The sequence below is a fragment of the Rothia sp. HMSC072B04 genome, from assembly GCF_001813725.1.
Lineage (GTDB): Bacteria > Actinomycetota > Actinomycetes > Actinomycetales > Micrococcaceae > Rothia > Rothia mucilaginosa.
The window spans coordinates 49,129-51,409 of the sequence record NZ_KV813813.1 but is presented as its reverse complement, the minus strand read 5'-3'; the positions used below and the strand labels follow the sequence as shown (position 1 = coordinate 51,409).

The 2,281-nt window shown below is 55.8% G+C and carries 1 protein-coding gene; it reads right to left on the bottom strand.

The features are described from left to right. Nucleotides 1-294 precede the first annotated feature (294 nt). Nucleotides 295-2,281: superoxide dismutase (locus HMPREF2928_RS08085; RefSeq protein ID WP_246823590.1), on the bottom strand; the 1,987-nt coding region annotated here is incomplete at its 5' end.

Sequence of the window (2,281 nt, the reverse complement as noted above, 5' to 3'; positions counted from 1 at the left end):
GAGCGCGCGGGCGCTCGCCGGGTGGCGCGGCGCAGTTGAGCGGCACCGGGCGCCTCGTGGTGTGAAGAATGAAGACATCATTATCCCATCTACAAAAAACTGTACGGTGAGTGAAGCGAGCGAGTAGACGAAGCAAGTGAAGAAGTTGAGCGGATAAAGCGTGAAAAGAATCCCCAGAATAGGGGAGAAGAAGCGTTCTGGAGAAACGAATAGGAGGGGCGGCACCGGCGGGCTGAAAAGTCGAACTACGTCGAGCATTCCAGCCCACCGGTCACTCCTCACTACAACCGGGCGCTACTTGAGGTGGCTGCCGCCGTGCTCCATGCGGTACAGCATCAACGCCAAGTCATAGACGGACGTTGTCTCCATGAAAAAGCGTTCGTGTTCCCAATCCCCGGTGTAGCCCCAAATGCGTTGCTGAACAGCCCACCGAGATTCACGCCAGAAAGCGCTACCCTCCTCCAAATCCAGAACCCATGGGTTAGCGCTCACCTCAGATTCATCCGACCCCGGCAGGCTACCGTTACGAGACTGCGGTGCGGCAGTCGGCAAGCCGGGAGACACCTTACCGCGCGAACGCTGATACCTATACAGGAACGCCGCCGTCGAATAATTGTGCATGTTCATCTCCGGGTGGAAATTCCCATCCGCCCAACCGAACGTAATGCCCTTCTGACGAGCCCAAATATACGCGGCGTAGTCCGGATCATCCGGAGCGATATCTCCATAAGGGCTCGTCGCCGGAAGCTCAACCTTCGGGGAACCCGCCAGGCGGTACAATGCCACCGTCACATCGCGGCGCGTCATATCGCGTCCCTCACTCAAAGAAGAAAACTCAGGAAGAACCTGACGGCGCTTAAACCATGCCCAGGCGGCGTTGACCTCCTTATTCTTCGTAAACTGCAGCTGCAGATCCTTCGAAGTAAGCCGCTCAACCGACTCAACCGTACCGTCCTTGCCGGCAGTCACCTTTTCCAAGAAGAGCCTGTACGCGCCGTCATAATTCAGCGGCGCACCGGGGACGTTCAGCTTCTCATCCACCGTGCCGTCATGGATGCTCTCAGCAGCAATCTCCTGCACCAGCGCCTTCTGACCGGTCAGATGTCCCTGCTCATCAACATGCTGCACCGAGAAACGGTAAGAGACCCCAGGCTGCTTCTTCAAGCCGACGGCGCGTACCTGAAGGATATTTTCCTCATCATAGGGGCTCACCGTCGTAGCCTTCAGATACATCTCAGGGCTTGCCGATTCCTTATTAAGCAAACGTACCGGAATGAAATCTGCAACATCATTCAGCAACTCACCGGGGTACGTCTCATCCTCCGGACGGTCTTTACCGTAGAAACCAATCTTATAGACCTTACCCGGCTTAAGCGTTCCCCCAGGAATCGTAATAGACGTCTTAAAATGCCAATTCAGGAAATGAAAGCGCTCTCCGCTAAGGGAAGCCGGGTACGGAATCCGAGTGGTGAATTCTGGTTCGCCTACAATCTTTCCGGTCTTCGGGTCGACTTCATAAAAAGCCAGAAGCGCGGGGCCATCCTTGCCCTCTCGACTACCGCTCGTAAGGATATGGAACCCCTCAATCGTCAGAGTCGTATCCTTCCACGGGTCATCAATCGCGGGCACACTGAAAATGTACTTTGTCTCGGTCGGCTTAGGGTCCTGCACCACGTTAATAGGTGCACGTGCCACAAAACGGAATTCGGATGGCCAAAAATCCTCCCGGTGGCCCTTCTTGTGGTACGTCAGAATGACGTCGAAAAGAGTGCCTTCTTTAGCCTCAATAATGTACGGCCCAATATTGAGGAAGAAGGTGTAGCTCCCGTCTGGGTTTTCTACCATCTGCTTCGGGTTGGGCTCACGGTCAAAGAGGTAGCCAAAGTAGGCATATCCGTCAATGCGGGCATGCGCGGCTTTGAAGTACGAAGAACCGTGATCAACCAGAGAAAATTCGTAGAATTCGTAATTCTGACGGAATTCAGCACTGAGCGGAGGCGTCGTCAGCGTGACGGTGCCTCCTCGAGTAATGTTGAGAGTCTCGGGAGAGACTGTAAACCCTTCCATTTCAGGATGGCGAGATTCATCTACCTCCGGAAGCGAATACGTGGGTTCGTCAGCATCTTCTTGAGTTGCAGCGGGGGAGGCGGGGGTCGCCTGCGCCGGCTGCGCCTGCTGCTCAGGTGTAGCCTGTGCCGGCGTTGCGAGTGCCGCCGGGGTGATACCGGCAAGCGGGCTCAAACCCAGCAGTAATGACAGGCTGAGCGCGCGGGCGCTCGCC